Origin of the sequence: Bacteroides xylanisolvens (assembly GCF_018289135.1) — a bacterium.
Lineage (GTDB): Bacteria > Bacteroidota > Bacteroidia > Bacteroidales > Bacteroidaceae > Bacteroides > Bacteroides xylanisolvens.
The window spans coordinates 3,021,395-3,045,578 of sequence record NZ_CP072216.1; the positions used below are offsets into that span (position 1 = coordinate 3,021,395).

25 protein-coding genes are annotated in these 24,184 nt (G+C 39.5%); 24 read left to right on the forward strand and 1 reads right to left on the reverse strand.

Annotated elements, in window-relative coordinates:
* The first annotated feature begins 5 nt into the window (after positions 1–5).
* The 9 genes from INE92_RS12975 to INE92_RS13015 all read left to right on the forward strand — a co-directional run bounded on the left by INE92_RS12975 (position 6) and on the right by INE92_RS13015 (position 9,772).
* The gene (locus tag INE92_RS12975) at positions 6–707 is read left to right on the forward strand and encodes a prokaryotic E2 ligase family D protein (RefSeq protein ID WP_034530108.1); all 702 of its coding nucleotides are present in this window, start codon (positions 6–8) and stop codon (positions 705–707) included.
* The gene (locus INE92_RS12980; protein ID WP_008777793.1) at positions 704–1,492 is read left to right on the forward strand and encodes a PRTRC system ThiF family protein; all 789 of its coding nucleotides are present in this window, start codon (positions 704–706) and stop codon (positions 1,490–1,492) included. The genes INE92_RS12975 and INE92_RS12980 overlap by 4 nt, the downstream gene beginning before the upstream one ends.
* Positions 1,493–1,819: 327 nt before the next feature.
* Positions 1,820–3,028, forward strand: a complete 1,209-nt coding sequence (locus INE92_RS12985) for a tyrosine-type recombinase/integrase (protein ID WP_212702047.1) — start codon at positions 1,820–1,822, stop codon at positions 3,026–3,028.
* A 459-nt stretch (positions 3,029–3,487) separates the two neighbouring features.
* Positions 3,488–4,024 carry a UpxY family transcription antiterminator gene (locus tag INE92_RS12990; RefSeq protein ID WP_008777791.1) on the forward strand — a complete coding sequence of 179 codons (537 nt, stop codon included), beginning with the start codon at positions 3,488–3,490 and terminating at the stop codon, positions 4,022–4,024.
* Positions 4,025–4,034: 10 nt separating this feature from the next.
* Positions 4,035–5,180 (forward strand): MraY family glycosyltransferase, encoded by a 1,146-nt coding sequence (locus INE92_RS12995; protein WP_008777790.1) that lies wholly within the window; start codon positions 4,035–4,037, stop codon positions 5,178–5,180.
* Between the two features lie 12 nt (positions 5,181–5,192).
* Positions 5,193–5,990 carry a polysaccharide biosynthesis/export family protein gene (locus tag INE92_RS13000; protein WP_008777789.1) on the forward strand — a complete coding sequence of 266 codons (798 nt, stop codon included), beginning with the start codon at positions 5,193–5,195 and terminating at the stop codon, positions 5,988–5,990.
* 9 nt (positions 5,991–5,999) lie between these two features.
* Positions 6,000–8,396 carry a GumC family protein gene (locus INE92_RS13005; RefSeq protein WP_008777788.1) on the forward strand — a complete coding sequence of 799 codons (2,397 nt, stop codon included), beginning with the start codon at positions 6,000–6,002 and terminating at the stop codon, positions 8,394–8,396.
* Positions 8,397–8,398: 2 nt separating this feature from the next.
* The gene (locus INE92_RS13010) at positions 8,399–9,115 is read left to right on the forward strand and encodes a tyrosine-protein phosphatase (protein WP_008777787.1); all 717 of its coding nucleotides are present in this window, start codon (positions 8,399–8,401) and stop codon (positions 9,113–9,115) included.
* Positions 9,116–9,232: 117 nt separating this feature from the next.
* The gene (locus tag INE92_RS13015; RefSeq protein WP_008777786.1) at positions 9,233–9,772 is read left to right on the forward strand and encodes a hypothetical protein; all 540 of its coding nucleotides are present in this window, start codon (positions 9,233–9,235) and stop codon (positions 9,770–9,772) included.
* 389 nt (positions 9,773–10,161) lie between these two features.
* Here the strand turns inward: INE92_RS13015 and INE92_RS13020 are convergent, their stop codons facing one another.
* Entirely contained in the window at positions 10,162–10,314 is a 153-nt protein-coding gene (locus INE92_RS13020; protein ID WP_200800551.1) for a hypothetical protein, read from the reverse strand.
* A gap of 199 nt (positions 10,315–10,513) precedes the next feature.
* On the opposite strand from INE92_RS13020, the gene INE92_RS13025 reads away from it, so the two are divergent.
* The 15 genes from INE92_RS13025 to INE92_RS13095 all read left to right on the forward strand — a co-directional run bounded on the left by INE92_RS13025 (position 10,514) and on the right by INE92_RS13095 (position 24,161).
* On the forward strand, positions 10,514–11,119 hold the full coding sequence (locus INE92_RS13025; RefSeq protein ID WP_034530103.1) for a hypothetical protein: 606 nt from the start codon (positions 10,514–10,516) through the stop codon (positions 11,117–11,119).
* 51 nt (positions 11,120–11,170) lie between these two features.
* Positions 11,171–11,944, forward strand: a complete 774-nt coding sequence (locus tag INE92_RS13030) for an LbetaH domain-containing protein (RefSeq protein ID WP_008777784.1) — start codon at positions 11,171–11,173, stop codon at positions 11,942–11,944.
* A gap of 22 nt (positions 11,945–11,966) precedes the next feature.
* Complete coding sequence (locus INE92_RS13035; protein WP_008777783.1) at positions 11,967–13,403, forward strand: lipopolysaccharide biosynthesis protein; 1,437 nt, start codon at positions 11,967–11,969, stop codon at positions 13,401–13,403.
* A gap of 2 nt (positions 13,404–13,405) precedes the next feature.
* On the forward strand, positions 13,406–14,737 hold the full coding sequence (locus tag INE92_RS13040) for a hypothetical protein (RefSeq protein WP_008777782.1): 1,332 nt from the start codon (positions 13,406–13,408) through the stop codon (positions 14,735–14,737).
* An 8-nt stretch (positions 14,738–14,745) separates the two neighbouring features.
* Positions 14,746–15,804 (forward strand): alpha-1,2-fucosyltransferase, encoded by a 1,059-nt coding sequence (locus INE92_RS13045; RefSeq protein WP_227201772.1) that lies wholly within the window; start codon positions 14,746–14,748, stop codon positions 15,802–15,804.
* A 3-nt stretch (positions 15,805–15,807) separates the two neighbouring features.
* Positions 15,808–16,515 (forward strand): acyltransferase, encoded by a 708-nt coding sequence (locus INE92_RS13050; protein WP_008777780.1) that lies wholly within the window; start codon positions 15,808–15,810, stop codon positions 16,513–16,515.
* A 123-nt stretch (positions 16,516–16,638) separates the two neighbouring features.
* Entirely contained in the window at positions 16,639–17,466 is an 828-nt protein-coding gene (locus tag INE92_RS13055) for an acyltransferase family protein (RefSeq protein WP_077154668.1), read from the forward strand.
* Positions 17,466–18,095 (forward strand): acyltransferase family protein, encoded by a 630-nt coding sequence (locus tag INE92_RS13060; RefSeq protein ID WP_122334753.1) that lies wholly within the window; start codon positions 17,466–17,468, stop codon positions 18,093–18,095. The genes INE92_RS13055 and INE92_RS13060 overlap by 1 nt, the downstream gene beginning before the upstream one ends.
* Before the next feature lie 296 nt (positions 18,096–18,391).
* A complete protein-coding gene (locus tag INE92_RS13065; protein ID WP_008777777.1) occupies positions 18,392–19,300 on the forward strand; it encodes a hypothetical protein in 909 nt (302 codons plus the stop codon).
* 1 nt (position 19,301) lies between these two features.
* Entirely contained in the window at positions 19,302–20,261 is a 960-nt protein-coding gene (locus INE92_RS13070) for a glycosyltransferase family 2 protein (protein WP_008777776.1), read from the forward strand.
* Entirely contained in the window at positions 20,261–21,310 is a 1,050-nt protein-coding gene (locus INE92_RS13075) for a glycosyltransferase family 4 protein (protein ID WP_008777775.1), read from the forward strand. The genes INE92_RS13070 and INE92_RS13075 overlap by 1 nt, the downstream gene beginning before the upstream one ends.
* Positions 21,311–21,322: 12 nt before the next feature.
* Complete coding sequence (locus INE92_RS13080) at positions 21,323–22,012, forward strand: acyltransferase family protein (protein ID WP_262899025.1); 690 nt, start codon at positions 21,323–21,325, stop codon at positions 22,010–22,012.
* A gap of 103 nt (positions 22,013–22,115) precedes the next feature.
* Positions 22,116–22,352 carry a hypothetical protein gene (locus INE92_RS13085; protein ID WP_129585816.1) on the forward strand — a complete coding sequence of 79 codons (237 nt, stop codon included), beginning with the start codon at positions 22,116–22,118 and terminating at the stop codon, positions 22,350–22,352.
* Between the two features lie 16 nt (positions 22,353–22,368).
* A complete protein-coding gene (locus INE92_RS13090; protein ID WP_034530101.1) occupies positions 22,369–23,040 on the forward strand; it encodes a hypothetical protein in 672 nt (223 codons plus the stop codon).
* Positions 23,037–24,161: a glycosyltransferase gene (locus INE92_RS13095; protein WP_008777773.1), complete on the forward strand. Its 1,125-nt coding sequence runs from the start codon at positions 23,037–23,039 to the stop codon at positions 24,159–24,161. Before INE92_RS13090 ends, INE92_RS13095 begins: the two co-directional genes overlap by 4 nt.
* The last annotated feature ends 23 nt before the right edge of the window (positions 24,162–24,184 follow it).

Below are 24,184 nucleotides of genomic sequence, written 5' to 3' on the forward strand. Positions count from 1 at the left end.
ACACTATGATGGAAACAAACGAACTTACAAGGACTTTGAAGAACCTGCTTATCCCCAAGGCGGCACTGATTGCCTACGCCTCGGAGGATAACAAGAACTTTTTTTTGGAGATACGGGACATAGATGATCGGGGGAATATGGCGGAAGGCAGGCCTGTGACCCTGGAATTCATGAACGGGCTTGTAAAGGGATATTCGGAAAGGCATAGCAGCACGCCTTACGGAAAAGTACCGTCCAGCCTGATCTATTGCGATTCACGCAAGGGCCGCGAGCGGTATGTATGGTACAATCCCCCGCATAAGCGGATGATGTTCTTCAGCTCCGACCTCAAAATAGAAAATGCGGAATACAACCTGCCGGGAGTGATTTACGAGGCGGGGGAACATGGGATGAGGATATATGCTTACAAGGATGACATGCCCGGCAAGGATACGATGCTATATGTCGCGCCGTTCTTCAACGTGACCGGCTCCAGCGTATGCCTGGGCTCTGCCAATATAGACTTGCCAAAGGACCTGACATACGAAAGCCTGCTGCAATACTGGGAAAAGAAATTCTGGCTGACGGAGTTTTCGCACTTGGGAGGCAACGGAAATCCGACCCGGTCGAACCTTGTGCTAGTAACGAAAGCGGCCAGGAACAAACCATTCGACCTCAAAGAGTTGAAACCGTTGAACAATATGAAACTTAAAGACATACTGACATGAAAAGAGTACATTATACCGACAGTTACCTGATGAGTCCGCAGCATCCGGTAACGGTAAACCTGATCGGAGCGGGAGGAACCGGGTCGCAGGTACTCACCTGCCTGGCACGTCTTGACACAGCTCTGAGGGGACTCGGACACCCGGGACTGTTCGTTACACTGTATGACCCCGACACCGTGACGGAAGCCAACATCGGTCGCCAGCTTTTCGGACCGTCCGACCTGGGACAGAACAAGGCACAATGCCTCGTCACCCGGATAAACAACTTTTTCGGGAATGACTGGAAGGCGCAAGCGGACATCTATCCGGCAGTATTGAAGGATACCAGACGGGACAACCTGGCCAATATCACGATTACCTGTACCGATAACATCAAGTCACGGATCGACTTGTGGAATCTGTTGAGGGCTTTGCCGCAACCGACATACTGCACTTACGAGACCCCCTTGTACTGGATGGATTTCGGAAACACGCAGACCACGGGGCAAGTCGTGCTGGGTACCGTACCGAAGAAAATCAAACAGCCGACGTCCAAACTTTATGAAACCGTCAATTCGCTAAAAGTCATCACCCGCATGGTGAAATACGCGAGAGTGAAGGAAACCGATTCCGGCCCGAGTTGTTCGCTGGCTGAAGCGTTGGAAAGACAGGACCTGTTTATTAACTCCACACTGGCACAACTCGGATGCGGCATCCTATGGAAGATGTTCCGAAACGGAGTGATCGAGCATAACGGATTGTACCTGAACCTGGACACGATGAAAGTGAACCCGATAATCATATAGACAGGTCAGCAGTTATAAATTCTTTCGCTTGAATGGAAAGAGTTCAGGAAACAGCCTCTCCATTTTGAGTTTTCCATTTTCTATATGGCAAGATATTCTTTGCATTGGCTCTGACACTCCGTTTCAAGTCTTCACGCAATATACAGAACGCGGTCTTTTACTTTATCATATTATGTCATATTACTCAATACAATGCTTTAGATAAAAATAATTAAAGCGTCTTTTATCAATCAAGAATAGTTTAGCTGGAGATATACATAACAGCTTGAAGTTTTTTGAATTACTTCCTGTTTTTATTCCATATGTTAAACTAATAATTGATTGTTTATGACTAGTGTAAAAGTAAAATTCAGTCCTTCATCCGTTATCCTTAAAGAGGGAACGGTTCATTATCAAATAATTCATCATTGTAAAGTACGGCATATCCGCACCGGTTACAAACTGTTTCCAAGTGAGTGGATTTCTGCTTCCGGTGAAATCAATGTCTCGGCAGGAAGTGGAGAAGGCCGAAAAAGCTATCTTGCCGCATTAAAAAATCAAATTGATAAAGACCTTTTCCGAATAAAGAAATGCATCAACCGATTGAATCAGGAAGACACTCCTTTCACTGTGGACCGTATAATAGAACTTTACACTGCTCCTGAAGGGAATTGCACTTTCCTTTTATATGGAAAAGAACTGCTGGTAGAATTGAGGCAGATAGGTAAGGTACGCACAGCCGGCACCTATCAGAATGCCTTGAACAGTTTTGAGCGGTTTCGGGGACACCGGGGCGATATCCCATTGGATGAACTGGATTCCAATCAGATGATAACCTATGAAAGCTGGCTCAAAGGAACCGGTGTCTGTCCGAATACCAGTTCGTATTATATGCGTAACCTCAGGGCCATTTATAACCGGGCCGTGAGTGAAGGGCTTGTTGTTCAACGAAATCCCTTCAAGCATGTCTATACCGGCATAGACAAAACAAAGAAACGGGCGGTTTCCCTCAGCGTGATTCGAAGAATACGGGATTTAGATCTTAATAAAAAGTCTCTCATTTTTGCCAGGGACATCTTTATGTTCAGTTTTTATACACGTGGAATGTCCTTTGTGGATATGGCATTCCTGAAAAAGAAAGACCTCCAGAATGGAATCCTGACCTATCGGAGAAAAAAAACCGATCAGCAATTGTTTATCAAATGGGAAAAGCCAATACAGGAACTTATTGATAAATACAATACCTCTGAAACTTCCTACCTGCTACCAATTATTCAGAACAATGGTGTGGACGAATGGCATCAATACCAAAATGAAGCGCACCGTATCAACAGAAATTTGAAACACATTGGCAAACAAATAGGTTTAGGTATTCCACTTACCACCTATGTTGCGCGCCATGCTTGGGCCAGCATCGCTCAAAGTAAAAATGTTTCTTTGCCTGTTATCAGTGAGGCACTGGGACATGATTCGGAGCAAACCACCCGAATTTATCTTGCCTCTTTAGACACATCTATTGTAGACAAGGCGAATAGTCTCATTTTGATGTCTATATAAATACCGAAAAAGGTACATATCTTCTTAAGAGAAGTATATTTCGTTTGCAAAAGTACGAAAAAATCTAAAAATCAAGGCATAAAGTGAACTTTTTTTTACTACTTATTTTTAAGAATCTTCAACATAATGCGTAAAATGAAAAACAATCATCCCCATATATCCTCTAACATGACTTTGTTTATCAAGTTATTATCGCTTTATAACTAAAAGATGTACTTCTCTTAAGAAGATAAAGTGACTATCGCTACTCTTTCAAGTTCATTATATAGATGTACTTCTCTTAAGAAGAGTAGTATGTTTTAGTATAAGTGAATACTTGCCTTCTAGAATAGCGATGCAAGGGATGATTAAAGGAACAAAAGATTCCTACTTTTGGAAAGTATTATATAACTGCTTGATTATTAGTAAATAGATCGATCAAGCAGGATTGGTAATATTTGCCTAAACTAAAGCATTTCGATGGAAAATACTGAATACGCACAATGGTATGTCATGCGTGATTTGAAACGGTGCAATGCTAAAAAGCCGGCATACAAACAATTGCAAGAAGCGGGTGTAAAGGTATTTGTCCCCTTGAAGTGGCAAATCATTTTGCAAAAGGATAAAAAGGTACGTGAGAAAGTTCCGGTCATTCAAGATTTGCTCTTTGTTTATGATTCCCGTCGGCATTTGGACTCCATTGTGGAAAGAACCAAAACGCTTCAATACCGTTGGTTGCGGAATACGTTCCGGGAACCTATGACTGTGTCTGATTTGGAAATGGACAGATTCATACAAGCCGTCAGCAGTTCCGATTCACCCAAATATTATTTGCCGGAAGAGATAACCCCTCAGATGTGCGGACGTAAAATTCGGATTATCGGAGGCTCTCTCAATGGATATGAGGGCTGTTTGCTTAAAATACGAGGCAGCAAGATAAAACGCTTGCTTGTCGAATTAAAGGGTTATCTCGCTGTTGCGGTGGAGGTTCTTCCTGAATATATTCAATTTGTCTGATACGATATTTATGACTGTTGTTTCGAATGTAATGGACAATCCCAGTGCCTTTTGGGTTGTCAATTCCTTATTTGTATTCGCCTTGAGCGTATTTTGTGCCGGCGTCTTGATTCCACAAATCTTGTTGATATCATTTCGTAAGCGTCTGTTTGATGTGCCTGATGAACGGAAGATCCATCAGGGGGTAGTACCCCGTTTAGGAGGGATAGCCTTCAAACCGGTTGTCTTTTTCTCGGTGGCACTTGCTTTGGGACTCAATATGTTGTTGGGGTACGGTCAGCTTCTTGGTAATATCGGCAGTGAAAGCCGCCCGTTGGCATTCGGCTTCTGTACCATTATAATGCTTTATCTGGTTGGGATGGCTGATGACCTGATTGGTATCCGTTACCGTGCCAAGTTCGCCATACAGATTATTTGCGGATTACTGGTCATTGCAGGCGGGCTGTGGATCAATAACCTGCACGGTTTGCTGTTTATTCACGCTCTTCCTGAATGGATTGGATACCCCATTACCTTATTCGCCGTGGTATTTATTATCAATGCCATCAATCTGATAGATGGGATAGACGGATTGGCTTCCGGATTGTGTGGAGTAGCTATGCTTTTTTATGGTTTGGTGTTTTTTATAATAGGTGAATACATTTATGCCCTGCTCGCTTTTGCGACACTTGGAGTGCTCGTCCCCTTTTTCTATTATAACGTATTTGGAGATCCTGCCAAAAAGAACAAAATATTCATGGGTGATACCGGCAGCTTGACGATTGGTATGATGACTTGCATTTTAAGTCTGAAACTGCTTGACGGGTTTCCGGTAAATCACTCTATGCAACAGCCTAATGCTTTCTTTTTAGCCTATTCACCGCTTATCATTCCCTGTTTTGATGTGGTACGGGTTTATTTGCACCGTGTGCGAAACGGAAAGAATCCCTTTTTGCCAGATAAGAACCATATCCATCACAAAATGCTTGCTGTTGGCATGAGACAGCGTACAGTTATGATTGCCATTGTACTGGTATCTGTCTGTTTTACACTGTGCAATATTCTGCTTTCACGTTATATAAATGTAACCTTGCTTTTAATACTGGACATCTTTATATGGATCTTGGGTAATCTATGGTTAACCCGTAGAATCCATATAGCTCATTCGAAACTATAGTTTTATATCAATATGAATTTTTGCAAAAATTTAATTGGGGCAATATTACTCCTGTTTTTAGGAGCTTGCTCAACTTCAAAAGAAGTCACTTATTTTCAAGATTTACGTCCGGGCGAAAGCGAATTGGCGCTTACCGCTCCGGTAGAGATTAAGATTCAACCGAAAGACAAATTGTCTATTTTAGTCAACAGCCAGGATTTGCGCCTGACCAACCTGTTTAACTTGCCGATTGTTTCTCAACAGATCGGCATGGAGGGCTCTTCCGGTTCTAATCGTGGTGTGTCCGGTTATACGGTAGATTCCAAAGGGAACATTGACTTTCCCGTATTGGGAGAAATTCACATAGCCGGTATGACCCGTGAAGAGGTGGCTGCCTATATTAAGAAAGAGCTACAGTCGCATGATTTGATTAAAGACCCTGTCGTTACGGTGGAATATATGAATCTCAGCGTAGCCGTAATGGGTGAAGTGAACAATCCCGGCCGTTTTAGTATCGACAAGGATAACCTTACAATCCTGGATGCCTTAAGCCAAGCGGGAGACCTCACTATTTACGGAAAGAGAGAAAAGGTATTAGTATTACGTAAAGAAGAAGGAAAACAGCGGGTTTATGGTGTCAATCTCTGTTCGGCTGAGCATCTTTATACTTCACCTGCCTATTATCTGCAACAGAATGATGTGGTATATGTGGAGCCTAATGCCACCAAAGCCCGTCAGTCTACCGTAAACGGGAACAATGTGCGCAGCACCTCTTTCTGGATTTCCCTGGCTTCTTTATTGACCTCCATCGCTGTACTTATCGCTAAATAAAAAAGAGAAATGGCTACTATTCAGAATAAATCAACAGTACAAAATACGCAGGATTTCATTACCATACAGGATTTGTTTTACCTCTGTCTCGACAAATGGCACTGGTTTGCCATTTCATTGGCCTTATGTTTGGGGGTTGCGACCTTTTATCTGTTGAGAACCCCATCGGTATATGTCAGAACTGCCTCTATTTTGATTAAGGACGATTCCAAAGGGAAATCTTCTTCTACGGATATGGAGTCTTTTTCCGATCTGGGACTGTTTACGACCAACACCAATGTCTATAACGAGATGGGAACTTTGAAGTCTCCCGACATCATGCGTGAAGTGGTGTCTCGATTGCATTTGGAAATGAATTATCAGACAGACGGACGTTTTCATAAACAGACTGTGTATGGAAACCAACTTCCTGTCCAGGTGGTGATTCCTAATCTTTCCGAGAATGAATCCGCAACTTTCGAACTGCATCTGGCAAAGGATGGTGCAGTGGAATTATCCTCTTTTACACGGAATGGAACAGAAATAGAAAATGATGGTTTTGTGAAAGGCAATTTGAATGACAGTATTCAAAGCCCCCTAGGCCCTATTGTCGTTATTCCATCGGCTGCTTATTCAGATAAAACGGTAAGCACAATTTATGTAACCCGCCAGTCTTTGTCTGCGGCATCAGCTGGCTGTTCAGCTCGCTTGAATATATCCCAGAACGATGAGAAGTCCAATATCATCACGTTGTCTTTTCAGGATGTGTCCACCCAACGGGCGGAAGATGTGCTCAATACCCTTATATCCGTTTACAATGAGAACTGGGTAAGGGACAAGAATCAGATAGCGGTCAGTACCTCCATGTTCATCAATGAGCGTTTGGGTGTGATAGAGGGTGAGCTTGGCAATGTGGATGATGATATATCTTCTTTCAAAAGTGAGCATTTGCTGCCGGATGTACAGGCGGCGGCAAATATGTATATGACTCAAGCCAATGAAGCCAATGCCGCAATTCGTGAATTGAACAACCAGGCATATATGGCCCGATACATAAAGAACTATTTGACCAATGAAAACAATAAACATCAGTTACTCCCTGCCAATTCCGGCATTGAAAATGCAAGCCTTGCCACACAACTGAATGAATATAATACCAAGTTATTGGAGCGCAATAGCTTGGTGTCTCACAGTAGTGCCAAGAACCCCTTAGTCAGGGAAATGGACAAGTCGTTGGATGATATGCGAAGCGCTTTGATCACTTCCATTGACAACCAAATGGTAGCTTTGCGTGCACAAATCAGAAGTTTGGAGGCCATTGGGGGACAGGCAACTTCGCAGATTGCCTCCAACCCGAAGCAGTCCAAATACCTGCTTAGCGTGGAACGCCAACAAAAGGTGAAGGAGTCACTTTACCTATATCTGTTACAAAAACGTGAGGAGAACGAGCTTTCTCAGGCATTTACGGCCTACAATACCCGTATTATAACAAAACCTGGAGGAAGCATGATTCCTACCGCTCCCGTAAAGAAGAACATTTTCCTGGTGGCTTTTGCCTTGGGTATATTGATACCGGTAGTCATCATCTTCATTCGTGAGAACATGAATACCCGTGTTCGTGGAAGAAAGGACTTGGATGGCCTAAGTGTTCCCTTTATCGGAGAGATTCCTTTGTCTATACGTGGTAAGAAAAGAGTAAAATCATATGAGGCACATACCATTGTGGTTAAAGAAGGAAGCCGTGATATTATGAATGAGGCTTTTCGTGTCTTGCGTACCAATCTGGAATTCATGATTGGCAAAGATCAATCCTCCAATGTGATTGTAGTTACCTCGTTCAATCCGGGCAGTGGAAAATCGTTCTTGACCATGAACATAGCCATAAGTCTTGCCATCAAAAATAAAAAAGTATTGGTTATTGACGGCGACCTTCGCCATGCCTCTGCTTCAGCTTATATCCATTCGCCCAAAATTGGTTTGAGTAATTATTTAGGAGGACAGATCGACAAACTTTCGGATATTATTGTTACGAACGAGCAGCACCCTTCATTCAGTTTCATCCCCGTCGGCACTATCCCCCCCAACCCGACCGAACTGTTGTTCGATGACCGTCTACAGAAAGCAATCCATACCTTAAAGCAGCAATATGATGTTGTATTGATAGACTGCCCGCCAGTTGAATTGGTGGCCGATACGCAAATCATAGAGAAACTGGCCGACCGTACCGTTTTTGTGGTACGTGCAGGCTTGCTGGAACGCAGCATGCTTCCGGAGTTGGAAAACATCTATCGAGAAAAGAAATACAAGAATATGTCTGTAATCCTCAATGGGACGGAAGGCTCTGGCGGACGTTATGGTTATCGTTACGGCTATCAGTATGGTTATGGAAGCGGTTCTTATTATGGAAACAATGACAGGTCCAAGTAATCATGTGGTTGTTTCATAAAACAACAGTCCTTTCTCGAAGTGGCTTACTCAAAGGTATGGTGGATTGCCATAGTCACCTGCTTCCCGGAGTAGACGACGGTGTACAATCTATGGAAGAGTCTCTGCAAATTTTGCGGGAAATGGAGCAACAAGGGATTCGTAGAGTATGGCTCACACCCCACATCATGGAAGACATCCCCAACGAGACCCTTGCGCTGCAGCGTAAGTTCCGGGAACTGTTGCAGCAGTACCGTGGCGCGGTGGAGCTGAAGCTTGCTGCGGAATATATGCTTGATAATCTTTTTGAAGAGCGATTGGAGAAAGAGGATTTGCTTCTTTTGGAAGAAGGAAAACGTTTTTTGTTGGTGGAGACCTCCTACTTCAACCCTCCGATGGATCTTTTGTCCGTTCTGCAACGCATTCAAAAGAAAGGTTATTATCCTTTGCTGGCACATCCGGAACGGTATGAATATATGCAGAAGGAAGACTATAATACTTTGAAAGAGGAACATATTTCGTTTCAGTTGAATCTGCCGTCACTGGCAGGTATGTATGGAAAGCATGTACAGAAAAAGGCGGAAGATTTGTTAAAAGCCGGAATGTATGATAGGATGGGGGGAGATACACATTCTTGTCATCGTTATCAGCAAATGCTTTTCTCTTCAATAAAACATAACCAGACAAAGCTCTTGGACGGGGTGAATGCTAATACATTATAATTCATGAAAAGAATTCCTAATTATATCGATTCCCATGATTTACCCAGTTTCAAGAAGATTCTCGGCGATGGTTCGGACTATGGCACTGTGGGAAGATAATTTTTTATGTAGAAGATTATGATAAATCAAGAAACTAAAACACGCATACAAAAATACTTTGACGAAGCGTGTAAGGAACTTCATATTGACAGTTCTTTGTACACCTTACGTTTTTGCATAGATGACGGCAGATTCCCTTCTGCATTTAACTCTGCAGAATGGGGTGGAAACACCTTGTATATTAATGAAGAATGGGTAGAACTATGCTTGCGAAGTGATTGCGAGTTTGATTTGAGATACATCCTCAGCCATGAAGCTCGTCATCTTTACCAACATCAAGTGATAGCAGATTTCAAGCAAAGAGGAAAATCAAGCGAACTTCCTGCTGTCATCAATCAATGGGAATATGAATTTCTGCACTATATCAGAAACGAGGGCGATGAAGATAGTATGGACAAGAATACAAACCAACAGGTTGAAATAGACGCTAATGCCTTTGCCAATTGTATGCTTATCAAAAATGGTTTGGGGGCAAGAATCAAATCTGGTCAAGAAAAAATCATGGAAAAGGCTATCAAGGCATTGGCGAAAAAGATGTGGAATATTAAAATTGCTTGATGCATACGTATGCTTCAAAATTAGTAGATAATATCACTAGTGTCTCTTAAAAAAATGCAAAACATCTCAATATGGCTCATTATGATGTAAAATCCAATTCCAACTGACCGTCATTTTTATAAAGAATGTCGTATTCAGCATAGCTAAATAAATCCTTGATATTGTCTTTCACAAGTATAGAACTACCAAGGTCCTCATTACTTCATAAATGTCCCTATTGAGTTTTAATACACTCTCAATAATGGCTACCAAACAATAAATAATGATAGCCACATATATTTGTATTCTGACTGTATTCTCAGAGTTTCCCCAAAAGGATTTTACTCGAAGATGCTGCTATCCAACTGGGTATGGACTTTGATACCAGACTTTGTGCTCCTGAATCGGGTTCAATCATACAATGACAGGCACAAGTCTATTGCTGTTGAATCAAAAGCATAAAAAGTTCCGTTCAAATCGAACTCCTTGTCAATTCGCTTTTGTTGAGCCATGTTTACCATGTGATAGGCAAAAGCTTCAAAAAGAAGATAATCTCTTAGCATATCGCTCAAAATAGCGTTTTAGAAGGAATGAAGTCATTTGATTGAAAACATATTTCTTAATATTCATAGCTATTGCAATTTGGCTCAGTCCCTAAGATAGCTGATTCAAATGTGCGACAAGCATTTTTTGAAAATAAATATTGTAATTCAAATAATTAACGTATCTCTTTACAATTATTAAGAGACACTAGTGATTCTCATGAATATTTTTGAAATAGAAAGAAGTAAAAGAGACGCCGACTTTATAAAGCAGAATGGGGAACTGGAGTTGGAAGTTGCAGCCGACATTATCGAGACATACAAAGATGTCCCGTATGTTGGTTCTCTCCTTAAATTTGGGAAGGTTTTTATCAACGTCAAAGACTGGTGTTTTACGAAGAAACTGGCCAAATTTCTCATAGTGTCAGAAGACATTGACGATAAAATCAAGAATCAGTTCTATTCTAGCCTGAGTCAAGAAAATTATAAACACATCTCTGCATATTTGATTCACCTGCTTAGCACAGAAGAAAACAAGGCGATGATTATGGGCAGCATCTACAAGGCAAGATTAATGAATAGAATCAATAATAACGAGATGCTCAGGCTCTGTTCTGTCGTAGCCAGAGCATTCTTGCCTGACCTCAAAAGTCTTCCTGACTACTTGGAGGAGAATACAAACATTTCTATAGAAGCCCAATCAATCATTAATCTTGGGCTTATAGATAATTTTCTCGGCGGTGAATGGACTAATCATAAAAGTTGCTGCTTGAATGGTACTGGAAAACTTTTCCATGACATATTGAGCGAGTCTGGTTGGCTGTAAAATAACTAATGTAAAAAAATAAGTAGATTAATTTTAACTTCCATATTGGTTATGATTGAAAAAATTCTGTCAATTCTTTTAGATGAAGACAAGGCTAAAGGAATCCATTATCTTTTTAGATACAGAAAGCATGTTGATTTCCTGAAAACAATATATACTAATTTTAAGTATTTCCCTATTTCTGATGCTTTAAAATTTCCTATTGTGATTGGCAAGAACACGGATATTAAACTGGGGTCAATAAAGTTTAACTGCCCTATAAAACCTTCTCTTGTCCGATTGGGAACACAGCCTATCCCTGTAATTGAGGATGGATTTTCAAGATTAGTTGTCAAAAATAGCGGAACAATCGAAATAGGTGGTCTTTTTATATGCCAAACGGGGGTAAAAATATTAATTAGAGAAGGTGCTGTTTTTTCGGTAGCTGATAAAGTGAAATTTGGCCATCTAAGTAAAGTCGTATGTCACAAGAAAATATCCATAGGAAATGATTTTAGAATGTCTTGGGAGTGCCAGATATTTGACACCGATTTTCATTTTGTCTATAATACAGAAAAAAACAAGTATTATCCCCGGTTAAAACCTGTTATTATCGGAAACGATGTATTTGTGGGTAATCGTTCTACAATCGGTAAAGGAACGATCTTACCAAATGGTTCGATTGTGTCATGTAACTCAAATGTTTCAGGTGACTTTTCTATAAATGGTGATAACATTCTCATTAAAGGGAATCCTGCTGTGTTCGTGAAAAACAATTTAATAATGGGTAGTAATAGCTTTTATCCGGAAAAGGAAGAAATAGTCGCTCAAATGTTAAACGAATAATGATTCAAATAATCCATTCACAATGAGCAGCATCAAGAAAGATCTAGCCAAAAATACTATTTGGAATAGTGTAGAGCGCTTCTCTAATATGGGTATTCAACTATTGTGTACCTTTATTTTGGCAAGATATCTCACACCTTCTGACTATGGTATAATTGGTATGCTTGCAGTATTTAATGCCGTTGCAAATAGCTTTATAGATTCAGGCTTTGGTCTTTCTCTAATCAGAGAAAAAATGGTATCTCGAGAGGATTATTCTACAATACTTTATTTTAATGTTGTATTGTCTATGTTTTTTTACATAGCACTATACTTATGTTCGGGGTTAATCGCGGATTTTTATAATCAACCAATCCTTGTTGATCTGAGTAAGGTAGTGTTCCTAATGTTACCGTTTCAGGCTGTAGGACTTGTTCAGAATACTATATTGCAAAAAGAGCTAAAATTCAAAAAACTATGTATTATCTCTATATCATCATCTATAATTTCTGCAATTGTTGCTATTATTTTTGCATATATTTATGAGAATGTGTGGGCTTTAGCAATCCAAATGGTATTGAGTCAGTTCCTGCGATCGTTGTTTCTGTGGATATCAACAGATTTTGTACCTATATTAAAATTCTCAAAGGTCAGTTTTGCTAAATATTTTGCTTTTTCTAAGGATATTCTTATCTCTGGACTTATAGGAAATATTATTGGTAATATACAGTCCATTTTAATAGGGAAATATTATTCTGCTTCAGATTTAGGGTTTTACTCTCAAGCTGACAGAATAAAAACCATAGCCTCTACATCAACTACAGGGGTTATACAAAATGTAACATATCCAACATTAGCAAAAGTCTACAATGATGGAGGAGATTTAAAAGGAGCATATAAAAAAGTAATAATGATAACAATCCTTTTTGTCGGTTCTGTAATGTCGCTATTAATGGGTATATCCTCAGATTTGTTTGGAATATTGATGGGTTCTCAATGGCGTGAGGCCGGCGTGTATTTTTTGTTGTTAGGTATAAGTGGATTGCTCTTTCCACTGCATAGTGTTAATCAAAATATTTTACTTGTAAAAGGAGAGTCAAAAAAAATACTTTATCTGGAAATCAGCAGGAGATGCATTATGTTGATTATCGTATTCATTACAATACATTTCAACGTCTATCTATTTGCCGCAGGTTTATCTATATATTCTTTTCTACTTCTTTTCCTCAACCTTTCGGTATGTGGAAAGCCCATCGGTTATGGTATATGGAGTCAGTTAAGGGATGTTTCTCCTACTTTATTGAAACAGATTTTTGTAACTCTGCTTTGCCTTGTCGTTTCAAATTTTATGGAGGATATAAATATCTATTTTAGAGTAGTCGTTACATTGCTTTTGGGCTGTTCACTTCTATTATTACTTTTTGTGAGAGACCCTTATTTTAAAATGGGTATAAAGCTGCTTCCAATAAAACGTAAGTAATTATGCTGGGATTGGTTGTATTATTAATTGCGCTCCTTCTGCATTTTACCGGTTATAGAAGATATAGCCTATTGCTGTTTGTATTCATGGCTTTGCGTTACATGAAAATTGTACCAATGGCAGTTATGGCCGTAAATGGTATTGATTTAGCTATTGTCTATATGATAATAGTAACTGTAAGTCAACGTATCCAAACGCTTGCTTTTACAGAAGATTCTAAATTGTTATTCTGTATCAGCCGACTCTCCCTTTTCCTAATTATATCTTTTGCAGTGGGAATGATATATTATGGTCTTACTCCTTTTCAATCCTTTATGGGATGCCGCCAATTGTGGCTGTTTCCGGCATATTTTTTTCTAAGAGACGTACCAAAAGATGATATCATTTGGCTTTTTAAGGCATTATATTATATTACTCTTATTCATGCATTGTTATACATAATACAGTGTTCAACAGGTTTGCCTGTATTAGGAGTGGCAACACCGGAGTATGATCGAATCACTCATACGCTTAGATATAACAATCATCCTGTTTACATGACCTTGTTTTTCTATCTGTCTTTATTATTTCCCAACTACATAGGAAAACAAATCTCCAAGTTTTCAGCAATAGTATTTGCTGCCGCAGTCTTTATTACAATGACAAGAACCATTATGGTGTTTGTTGTCTTATTTACATTTCTTGGAATATTTTTAAGTGGTAAAAAATCTACAATACTAAAGTTTTCAATAATTGGTGCTATTCTTTTTATCCCATTGTCAGATGCATTGCTATCAAGATTTGGTGAAAAAGCTGGTACAAAAGGTGATATTTTTGCATTTATTCATGGGCGGTTTATAGATTATGCACACACGGGTAAAGCGCATGATGATGTTGGGACATTAACATATCGTTTTGCTTGGGTTTATGAGAGGGCAGAATATATGTTGACAAACGGTATTGTTGAATCGGTTTTTGGATTGGGTTTCCTGCCTCCATCAGAACCGGAAGTCGCAAAACGGCTATATAATTTCAAAATAGGTCTTGTTGACCAGAACAAGATTATTAGTCCAACATTTACACCGGACATAGGATATGGTAATATCATTGCGCAATATGGTTTTCTGGGTGCATTCTTTTTTATCTCTCTTTGGGTTAGGCTCGTAAAAATTCATTTTGAAAATAGAGAATATCACCCAATCACATTTTGCATGTATTTATATCTATTGACTCTATTCGCATTGAGTATCTCTGGACCAGGAATATCATATCAAGATATGCTTATACTACCATTTTTATCCTCTAATTTGGCACTAATGCCATCGACAAATGAAAAATCTATCAAAAATTATTAGTAGCAGCTATGATAATAATCCACATAGAATCTGGTCTGGGCAACCAGATGCTTTCCTATTGTGAATATCTTTCACTGAAATATGCCAATCCGAATCAGGAGTTTTTTGCAGAAACGATAGTTTTTGAAATTCCTGAGTGTAACGAGGTCATTTGCCAATGGAACGGTTATGAACTTGAGAAGATTTTTGGTATCAAAGAACCAAAGAACATCAAGTCTCTCTTTTCGGACGACGAGTGGACTCAGATAATATCAGAAATTCGTGCAACAAAATTCTGGATTCACAACTGGAATTATCCCGTTGTATTCACGGAGGTTCTGAATCGTCATGGTCTTCAACTTGAAAATGTTCGTGGCGACTTTGATCCTAACCATAATATTATTACAGGTACGGAAGACCAGCATAAAACGTGGAAGGACAGACTCAGAGAGTCATATATTGGAAATACAGTAAAGCGCGTACTTCAGTCTCTCAACGAAGAGAAATACGCTTATGCAAACGATTCTCGTGACAAACTGTTCTGTCATACAGATAGCGATATTTTCACTGGCCAGTGGTTAAAATTTAGCAATCGTGGAAATGATATCCATTTGATTGAGGCTCAGATACGAGAGTCATTCAGGTTTCCCGAGATAGTAGATGAACAGAACCTACAGATGGTTGAATACCTCAAAACCGTCAATTCTGTAGCTATTCATGCTCGTAGAGGTGATGCACTTGGCGGGCTTGCATGGTGTTATAAGTATGGTTATTTCAAGCGTGCTGTAAAATACATCCGAAAGCATGTAGATAATCCGGAATTTGTATTCTTCACCAATCCAGGTAGCGTGGAATGGTGCAGAGATAACGCTAAGTTATTCGGCCTTGACATACGTAAGGACACCATCAAGTTTGTTGACTGGAATAAGGGCGAAGACAGTTTCCGTGATATGCAGCTTATGGCCATGTGCAAGCATAATATTATAGTTCCAAGTTCTTTTGGGTGGTGGGGTACTTTCTTCAACACCAATCCAAATAAGATCACTATTTCTCCTTCTATTACAATTAACACCACAAATCATTGTTAAGATATGGCTGATTCTCGCTTCGTGAAATTGTTATCCATCCCTAAATCAATTTACGTTTCTGTCAAACTATTGGGCTGGGGGGGGGTAAAATATGCTCTCAAACTTCCTATATTCGTAAGATATAACTGTGTACTTAATTGTCTTGATGGAAAGGTGATAGTTAAGAAAACTCCAATCACACCCAAAATGTTGAGCATAGGCTTTTCATCAACTGGTATATTTGACAAGAAGTATTCTCGAACAATATTAGAGATAGCTGGTTTAATAGAACTCGAAGGACCTGTATGTTTTGGACAAGGCACAAGACTTAGTGTAGGCAAAACAGGAACATTATCGCTTGGAGCAGGTTTTTCAAGTACTGCGGAAAGCACATTTGTATGTGTCAACAAAATGCACATGGGTGTTGGTACGGCTATTGGCTGGAGTGCAATGGTAATGGATACAGACTGGCATTCCGTTATGAATACAGAAACAGGAGAATTATATCAAGCCGCTGGCGAGGTCTATATTGGTGACTATTGTTGGATAGGAACTCGTAGTTTAGTTCTCAAGAATACATTGATACCAAATGGTTGTATTCTTGCTGCTAATTCAACTGCAAATAAAAAGTATAACACCCCCAATACGTTGTTAGCAGGTACTCCTGCTATTGAAAAGAAACATAATGTAATAAAGTCAACTAATGGAGACATCCAATTTATTGAAAAATGAAACGTTACGAGCATATTGACATTTCTAAGGGTATAGGTATCCTACTAGTCGTATTCTTTCACCTACCAGGTGTTAACAGATTAATATATTTTAACAATTGGGGGGTGGATTACAACCTTTTATATGCCACTATTCTTTACCCTGAGTGGATTGTTCTTTAAAGCCGATAAACCACTGAAGCGTATAAAGAGGTTAATGGTTCCATACATCTCATTCTACATAATCGGGTATGCTTTTGAGGCAGCCAAGACCATTACCAAACACGGACAGCTTGATTTAATGGATTTCTTTGACCCCCTTTTAGGAGCAACACATGGGTATGCAAATACACCTGTATGGTTCTTGCTTTCATTAGCAGAAATCTCATTAATAGGCTATGTGCTGTTGCGGTATCTTCCTAACCTATTTGCATTTGTCGTAAGTATGGTATTAGGAATAGTAGGATACTATTGTGGAAAGTATAATGTGTTACAGCCATATTACGTGAATGTATCATTAATGTGTATACCCTTTTTCCTTGGAGGATCCTTTTTTAAGGACTTTCTCTTGAAAAAGCAAAAATATCCTTTTGTGGGTATTGGGTTACTGCTGATATCGTGGTTTCTTTATTTACCCAATACACCGTCATGTAATGTCAGTCAATGCTATATTTCATGCTCAATGTTTCAGTTTGCTTTGGTTTCCTCTTTAGCCACTATCGGTATTGTGCTTCTTTCCGGTGACATTGCCAAATATACGAAGTTTACATCTAATGCATTCTGCCATTATGGAGCAAACTCATTAATCGTTCTCTGTACTCACATGTTGTTTGTTAATATACCTGTGTTTGTTAATAAGGTCTTGCATATAAATTCATTATCCATCATCATTGGATTTTTCATTTTACTTTTTGTTGAGATACCTGTAATCAAAGTTATCAATCAAAGATTCAAAATACTCATTTCAAAATAATGTCTGAAAAAGTAAGATACGATAACATTGACGTTGCTCGTGGATTAGCAATGCTTGTCATCATTCAGTGGCATGTTGTGGGCATGCATACAACATGGACAGATGGTTGGGTAATGCCCATCTTCTTTATCATTATGGGCGTATTCTACAAGCAGGAGTCTTCTTTCAAGGTGATGGCTATAAAGAAACTCAACACCATTGTGATCCCAATGGCTTTTTTCTCAGTTCCGATGTTTATCATAAGCATATTTGAGAAAGGCTTTATGACCACATTGTTGAAAGTTGCAAATCCATATAGTATGATTCATGGCGTTTCGTGGTTCTTTATATGCACATTGTGGTGTTATGTCATCAACTATATTCTACATAAATACATACATAATAGCAAACTGTTGTTCCTTGCAATGATAGTTTTGTCCGCTGTGAGCTATTATATCACCAGTACGTATTCTTTTCATGGCCACAAACTTGTACTTCCTCTATTTTGTAGTACAGCATTAACAGCCATGGGTTATCTAGCAATAGGTGAGTTTGTTAGGAAGTATTTCCTATATAGGGGGGGATTCTATCTTGCTGATAATTACCGGTTTATGTATTGTCGTAATAATTCCGTCTGGTATTCAAGATAACTACTGGAATCATTATGAAGATAATTGGTTGAAACTGTTATTAGTTGGTGCAATAGAAAGTTTGGCTTTGATCCAGTTTTGTTCTTATCTTCCTAAACAGTTGGCAATCATCGGAAAATTTTCGCTTTTGATATTACTAATACACCCTTATATTGTTTTGGCAATTTCGCCATTGCATTTAAATATATGGTTATCATACGGAATCGTCACACTAACAACCATCCTTGTTTCGTTTCTTTTATTTAAATATTTGCCACAGATATGTGGCTTCAAACCATTGATAAAACTATCATAGTATGATTCATATTATTATTTTCTCGTTCAATCGCGCTTTGCAGCTTGAGGCATTACTATCAAGTATCCAATGCCATTGGCAGAAGACGAACTATAAGCTCTCCGTGCTTTACAATACCAGTGGTGATGATTTCCAGAAGGGTTATGATATCCTTCAAAAGGAATATCCAGCATATGAGTTTATTAAGGAAACACGTAAGACTTCTGGCTATCACGTCTCGGATTACATGACCCCATACAATCTGAAAAAACTATTGAAGTATCACCACATACGTAAGCAAAAATCCAACTTTCGCGATTTGCTTAATAACATGTTGGCTACTTCCAGTTGTGAATACACCATGTACCTGACCGATGATTCTGCATTCATCCGTGACGTTGAACTGTCAAAGAATGACCTTGCATTCATTGAACAGAATCCGGATATAAATCAGATTTCACTTCGTTTAGGCAAGAACATTACAGAACGTCCAGCAAGTATCCCTGTTAATAACGGTAAGCTTGAATGGGATTTTCATAATCACCGCGATGCTCGCAGTTGGGGTTATAACTTCTCTGTTGACGCACATATCTATAGCACCAAGCTGTGCTTGAAGTTGCAGTCAAAAATCATCTATGCCAACCCCACTACACTTGAAGCAAATATAGTTCATTATGTCATGCCTCGAAACCTGATGGATCATGGCTTGACATACGAGTATCCTTTCATTCTAAGTTTCCCAATCAATATGGTACAGGAGATTGCCGACAATGAATCCATGGGCATATCTATAGAGGACTTAAACAATTATTATCTCGAAGGCAAACGATTGGAATATATCGTGCCTGATGAGATCCTCGAATTCCAACAATATCCCGAGACTGTTTATCTATGCAAGAATGGTCAGAAGGAACTGCTAAAATTGAAATAGTATGAAATATTCAATAATAACCCCTGTCTATAATCGAGCTGATTGTGTCGCGAGATGCTTAGATAGCGTGATTCGCAACCTCCAATGGGGTGTGGAACTGGAGCATATTGTTGTGGATGATGGTTCTCATGATGAGACTCCGAAGATTGTGCAAAACTATGCTGATAAACACCCACATATTAAGTTCATCCCATTTTCACAGAATCGAGGTACCAATGCGGCCCGTAATGCAGCTATTGCAGCGGCTACTGGTGAGTATTGTATCATCTTGGATAGTGATGACTATTTTGTGGATGAGGCAATCAATTTTATAAATTCTATTGCTAGCAATCAAAAGTATATGCACTATTGCTTTGCCGCAGATGATATGGTTGAATACTACCAGAGTTGTTCGTTGCTGATGGGTAAGCAAAAGGCTGAGCTAACTTTCGAGAACTTTCTATTTGAGGAGGTTACTGGAGACTTTGTTCATTGCATCAAGACGGAAACTTTACAGAAATACCCTTTTGATGAAGATTTGAGAATATACGAAGGAGTGTTCTTCAAGCGTTTCTATCGTGAGGCTCAGAAGATTCTTTATACAAATAGAATTGTTACAATTCGCGAAAGAAATCGTACTGATAGCGTAACCAGAAACGTTCTTCGAAATGATAGAAAACAGATTGCAAAGGGGCTTCTTTCTAAACAACTGCTTGTTGAGTGGTATGGTGAGGAACTCTCGCAAAAGCCCAAAGGAGTATCGATTCTTAGAAATGCTTATAAAGTTATGCTGGATTGCAATCTTCTGATTGGTAATTATAAAGATGCAATGGTATGTAAACAAAAACTAGTATCTATTGGAGGTAAGGTTCCTACACATTTGAGATTCGTATATACATTCAATTTGGGTGGTTTGTATTTTTATGCCGGTTGTATTTATGTGTATGTCAGATATTATTTATTAAGATCAAATATAAAATAATGAAAATCGTACATGTTACTTGGATGTTTACATTCGGAGGTATTGAGACCATGTTGGTAAACATCTGTAATGAACAGATAAAGTTGGGGCATGATGTGCATCTGATTGTTATGGAGGACTCTACGGTTGAGAGCACGCTCTATGACAGTCTTGACAAGCGAATAAAGCTCCATTATGGCCATCGCAAGAATGGTGCTAACCTTTTATTGCCGATGTTGCGACTGAATTATCTCCTGTACGAGTTGCATCCCAATGTAATTCATATTCATAGTTCGTCTATGTATAAGTTAATACTTGCACCCTGGCATAAGAAGATTACTAATGCTACATTACATGCACTCCCCAAACCGAAGAATACCCAAAGTATAGATCTTGTACCTCGTGTGTTTGCTATCTCTGATTCCGTTCGACGAGCCCTTCTTGCATATAATGGAACGGAGAGTATCTGTAATCCCAATGGTATTCGTCCGGAACTTATCAAACAACGGCAATCGGGTGATTGGAAAGATATGTTGCAGATAGTACAGGTTGGACGTCTTGACCATGATGACAAAGGACAACATATCTTGATACAGGCTGGTGCAGAACTTTTGAAACGTGGTTACCATAACTTTATGATCAATTTTATAGGCGATGGATCTTCACGCCCATATCTTGAAGGTATGGTGCAAAAGTCTGGCTTAGGACAGAATGTAACCTTCCATGGCATGAAATCCCAATCGTATATCTTTGAGCATGTATGTGATTATGATGTATTCGTTCAGCCAAGCATACGTGAGGGGTTCGGAAATACTGTAGCCGAAGCAATGGCTGCAAAAGTGGCTGTGGTGGTATCTTCCGGCCAAGGCCCTGAAGAGGTTATTGATTATGGTAAGTACGGCTATGTGTTCAAGAATGGCAATCCTATTGATTGTGCAGATAAACTGGAGGTATTTCTGAAACATGAAAACGATCAGCAGCAGGTAGAAGCTGCTTACAAGCGAGTGCTGGACCTGTATGATATCAAAGTTACCGTAAAAACTTATCTTGATAAATACAAGAGAAGATAAGCCATGGAGTATATGACTTTTGAGCATGCCATTCAAACAGGCATTCTTTCCCCTGTTTTGGTTACCCCCCATCACAGTCAAGCTAAGGGTAAAGACTTGTCACTTGAACTGTTAAAGTTCGTGGCTATGATATTGATTATAAATGTGCATAGTTACATGATGTATCCACCCAAATACGAAATGTTTGCTACTGGCGGTACGATTGGTGATGCACTATTCATGTTTTGTTCTGGATACACATTGTTTCTTGGCAGAATAGACCGATTCGACAATTGGTATAAGAGGCGTATTAATAGAATATACCCCAGTGTATTTGCTTGGGCGATATTCTCGTTCTATTGTTTTGCAGATGACATGAACATTGGACAAATTGTTGGAGGTGCCAGTAGATGGTTTATCCCTTGCATTATGATGTATTATGTACTGCTGTACTTTGTTCGTAAATATCTGATGCGTTTTAAGTGGTGGGTATTTGTTGTGGCTTGCATAATACCGATAGTGAGGTTTGTAATGTATGAAGACATAGGCAGTTATCACATGTATAGAAACCATACCTTTAGATTCTTTTATTGGTTTCCATTTATGCTGATGGGAGCATACATAGGTTCGAAGAATGTAATTCTGAAACAGAAGGTTTGGCGCGATGCTATTATGACTTTAGTGTGTACCGGGTTACACTTGGGCCTTGTTGGCGTGTACTAAAAAAGAAAATCTCTGCCCTTACCAGATGTTATCGTTAGTGCCCTTAATGGGCACATGTATCTATTTGTACAATCTGTTTCAGGCGGATATATTTAAACTACTGATGAAGTCTAATGTTGGGTATGGTATTCAGGCTATTGCTGCATTGTGTTTGGAATCATACATTGTTCAGTATGTATTGTTTACAGATAAAATAAATTACCTGTTCCCGTTGAATATTATCATCTTGGTTGTTGAGGTTATTCTATTGGCATACGCCGTGAGGACATTAGGTAGAACATTTAAGCAACTATTTGAAAAAGAAGATTTCAGATGGAAGGAAATCTTTAGACTGGTTTAATGAAATAATTCAAGATATGCGTAGTTATTCAATTAATTGGGGCAAATTTCTGTTTTTCAGATGGTTCCCCGTTAGCTGGACATTGCAGGCGGTACATGTCCTGGACAGGAAAGAAAGAGCTTTTCGTATAGGATTGGAGCTGATACCCGTTGCAGTAATAGTGACATTGGCTTCAGTTTGTATTTATTCGTGGTGGGTGGCCTTGGCTCTATTTGTAGTGCTACATACGTTATTCTGGCTGTTTGATTCTACATGGCTGGTAGGGTTCCGTGAAGTCTATACCGGTTTCAAAGGTAAGGGCATACAGTCAGTAATAGATTATGTAGATTGGGCTGTTGAGGAACTGAAAGATTGTGATAACATCGGTGCTGTTACTATATACGGAAGTATCTGCCGACACATGTACCATGACCGTAGTGATTTTGACCTGCGCATTGTACAGGATTATTCAAGCTTGAAAACGTATTTAATAGGTATCAAATTGAGGGCTGTCGGTATCTGGAAGTACAAAATTCCAATGGATTTGAAGATTGTTGACAGCCAGGATTATCTGCGTAAGGAGATGCGCGAGGATGAGCATCCAATAATAGCATATAATAAGTATGACAGTTTTTATGATATGAAAGGTGATTCATACGAAGCCTTGAAAGCAAATCCTTTAACATATAGAAAAGATTATAAAGGATGAAAGTTTTAAACGTCATTTGGGCATTTGGTACGGGTGGTATAGGCAAGTTGTTTCTGACCTATGCTGCACTGGGAGAATATGACCTCGAATTGCAGATTTCTTCTGTGTGCATTGACCTACAGAATTGTGAGTATGACCGAAAACCTCTGACTGAGGCCGGAATACGGGTAATCGCCATAAAAAACAGAAAAGATATGAGTTGGGTGAAACGTTTGGGCGGCATTGCCCGCGAAGTAAAGCCTGATGTTGTGTTCTGTCATGGTTTTAACGGGCCTGTGATCATCAAGCTGGTAGCATGTTTGGAGCGGTCTCTTCGGGTGCCGATGGTATGTACTTACCATGGTCTGTACAATCCTCCGACTGAGGGCAGGCGGTATATTGCAGACGCCATTAATAAATTGCAAGCCTGGATGTATAAAAGATTTGCACGAACGGTGGTTCTGGTGGCGGAATATAGCGGACTGTACCTGTTGGAGCGCAAAGTGCCCAAAAGCAAACTGGAAGTGGTGTATAATGGTATTGTGGAAAACGAGCCTGCCCTAGAACCTGTTGTGCTAAAATCCGATGGGGTCAGCATCGGAATGGCCGGACGACTGGACGCTATCAAGGGATTGAATTTCTTAATAAAAGCTATTCCGGAAGTCAGGAAGCGTGTGGATGAAAAATTCCACATCTATATCATTGGTGACGGTCCAGAGGAGGAGGCTTTGCGCAATTTGGCAAGAGAACTTGGAGTTGAGGAGTTAATCTGTTTCGAGGGGTATCAGGATAATGTACCTGCTTGGTTAAAAGCATGGGACATATTCTGTCTGCCTTCTCTTCAAGAAAATCATTCCATTGCATTACTGGAAGCAATGCGGGCAGGAAAGGCTATTGTATGTACCTCTGTAGGTGGCAACCCTGAAACGGTCGAGGATGGGAAGGAAGCTCTTGTTGTGCCGGCGAGGAATTCGGAAGCTATTGCTGATGCTCTTGTGAAACTTATCGAATCGGAATCCCTACGAAAGAAGATGGGACATGATGCACGTGAAAGATTCCTCAGAAACTTTACGGAGGATATAATGAAAAAGAAGTTGTGTGAGGTATTAAAGAATGCAACAATAAATCAAAACAAAATATGATGAGAAAGTTTTGGCTGGTCTTG

What these genes read in the sequence shown, in the direction of transcription:
- INE92_RS12975 (WP_034530108.1), top strand. Translation starts at nt 6, where the DNA reads ATGATGGAAACAAACGAACTTACAAGGACTTTGAAGAACCTGCTTATC.
- INE92_RS12980 (WP_008777793.1), top strand. Translation starts at nt 704, where the DNA reads ATGAAAAGAGTACATTATACCGACAGTTACCTGATGAGTCCGCAGCAT.
- INE92_RS12985 (WP_212702047.1), top strand. Translation starts at nt 1,820, where the DNA reads ATGACTAGTGTAAAAGTAAAATTCAGTCCTTCATCCGTTATCCTTAAA.
- INE92_RS12990 (WP_008777791.1), top strand. Translation starts at nt 3,488, where the DNA reads ATGGAAAATACTGAATACGCACAATGGTATGTCATGCGTGATTTGAAA.
- INE92_RS12995 (WP_008777790.1), top strand. Translation starts at nt 4,035, where the DNA reads ATGACTGTTGTTTCGAATGTAATGGACAATCCCAGTGCCTTTTGGGTT.
- INE92_RS13000 (WP_008777789.1), top strand. Translation starts at nt 5,193, where the DNA reads ATGAATTTTTGCAAAAATTTAATTGGGGCAATATTACTCCTGTTTTTA.
- INE92_RS13005 (WP_008777788.1), top strand. Translation starts at nt 6,000, where the DNA reads ATGGCTACTATTCAGAATAAATCAACAGTACAAAATACGCAGGATTTC.
- INE92_RS13010 (WP_008777787.1), top strand. Translation starts at nt 8,399, where the DNA reads ATGTGGTTGTTTCATAAAACAACAGTCCTTTCTCGAAGTGGCTTACTC.
- INE92_RS13015 (WP_008777786.1), top strand. Translation starts at nt 9,233, where the DNA reads ATGATAAATCAAGAAACTAAAACACGCATACAAAAATACTTTGACGAA.
- INE92_RS13020 (WP_200800551.1), bottom strand. Translation starts at nt 10,314, where the DNA reads ATGCTAAGAGATTATCTTCTTTTTGAAGCTTTTGCCTATCACATGGTA.
- INE92_RS13025 (WP_034530103.1), top strand. Translation starts at nt 10,514, where the DNA reads ATGAATATTTTTGAAATAGAAAGAAGTAAAAGAGACGCCGACTTTATA.
- INE92_RS13030 (WP_008777784.1), top strand. Translation starts at nt 11,171, where the DNA reads ATGATTGAAAAAATTCTGTCAATTCTTTTAGATGAAGACAAGGCTAAA.
- INE92_RS13035 (WP_008777783.1), top strand. Translation starts at nt 11,967, where the DNA reads ATGAGCAGCATCAAGAAAGATCTAGCCAAAAATACTATTTGGAATAGT.
- INE92_RS13040 (WP_008777782.1), top strand. Translation starts at nt 13,406, where the DNA reads ATGCTGGGATTGGTTGTATTATTAATTGCGCTCCTTCTGCATTTTACC.
- INE92_RS13045 (WP_227201772.1), top strand. Translation starts at nt 14,746, where the DNA reads ATGATAATAATCCACATAGAATCTGGTCTGGGCAACCAGATGCTTTCC.
- INE92_RS13050 (WP_008777780.1), top strand. Translation starts at nt 15,808, where the DNA reads ATGGCTGATTCTCGCTTCGTGAAATTGTTATCCATCCCTAAATCAATT.
- INE92_RS13055 (WP_077154668.1), top strand. Translation starts at nt 16,639, where the DNA reads ATGCCACTATTCTTTACCCTGAGTGGATTGTTCTTTAAAGCCGATAAA.
- INE92_RS13060 (WP_122334753.1), top strand. Translation starts at nt 17,466, where the DNA reads ATGTCTGAAAAAGTAAGATACGATAACATTGACGTTGCTCGTGGATTA.
- INE92_RS13065 (WP_008777777.1), top strand. Translation starts at nt 18,392, where the DNA reads ATGATTCATATTATTATTTTCTCGTTCAATCGCGCTTTGCAGCTTGAG.
- INE92_RS13070 (WP_008777776.1), top strand. Translation starts at nt 19,302, where the DNA reads ATGAAATATTCAATAATAACCCCTGTCTATAATCGAGCTGATTGTGTC.
- INE92_RS13075 (WP_008777775.1), top strand. Translation starts at nt 20,261, where the DNA reads ATGAAAATCGTACATGTTACTTGGATGTTTACATTCGGAGGTATTGAG.
- INE92_RS13080 (WP_262899025.1), top strand. Translation starts at nt 21,323, where the DNA reads ATGACTTTTGAGCATGCCATTCAAACAGGCATTCTTTCCCCTGTTTTG.
- INE92_RS13085 (WP_129585816.1), top strand. Translation starts at nt 22,116, where the DNA reads ATGAAGTCTAATGTTGGGTATGGTATTCAGGCTATTGCTGCATTGTGT.
- INE92_RS13090 (WP_034530101.1), top strand. Translation starts at nt 22,369, where the DNA reads ATGCGTAGTTATTCAATTAATTGGGGCAAATTTCTGTTTTTCAGATGG.
- INE92_RS13095 (WP_008777773.1), top strand. Translation starts at nt 23,037, where the DNA reads ATGAAAGTTTTAAACGTCATTTGGGCATTTGGTACGGGTGGTATAGGC.